This window comes from Bradyrhizobium campsiandrae (assembly GCF_014529705.1).
GTDB lineage: Bacteria > Pseudomonadota > Alphaproteobacteria > Rhizobiales > Xanthobacteraceae > Bradyrhizobium > Bradyrhizobium campsiandrae.
In genome coordinates, this window is sequence record NZ_JAANIH010000256.1 from 1 (window position 1) to 399 (window position 399).

A 399-nucleotide genomic window follows, 5' to 3' on the forward strand; every position below is an offset into this window, starting at 1 on the left:
GGAAAAGCCCAGGCTGAAGCCCAGGGCGGTAAAAAGAATCAAGAAGCTGGCCCCGATAACAACGTCGAGCGACACGATCAAGATATTGTTAAAAGAGAGCAGGATCTTGCGGTAGCCCTCCTTACTGCGCTGGATGGCAATGGCCCCAAAAGTCCCCAGGACGGTTGCCGCCAGGCTGGACAAAAGAGCCAGCATGATCGTCTCCAGCAAGATAGCCAAAAGGCGCTTGTCAGCAAACAAGGTCTGGTAGTGCTCCCAGGTAAAATGGCGGAAGTGGTCCATGCTGGAGCCGCTGGAGAAAGAAAAGTAGATCAGGTAAAAAATCGGCAGGTAGAGGATCAGCAGCACCAGGCCAAAGTATACCCTGCCCCAAATGGTCTTTTTCATAATTCAATTTCC

The 399-nt window shown here is 51.6% G+C and carries 1 protein-coding gene; it reads right to left on the bottom strand.

The window, feature by feature from the left end:
- Positions 1-387 (bottom strand): ABC transporter permease (locus G8O24_RS47335; RefSeq protein WP_497717875.1); only part of this gene is annotated, 387 nt, incomplete at its 3' end.
- Positions 388-399: the final 12 nt, after the last annotated feature.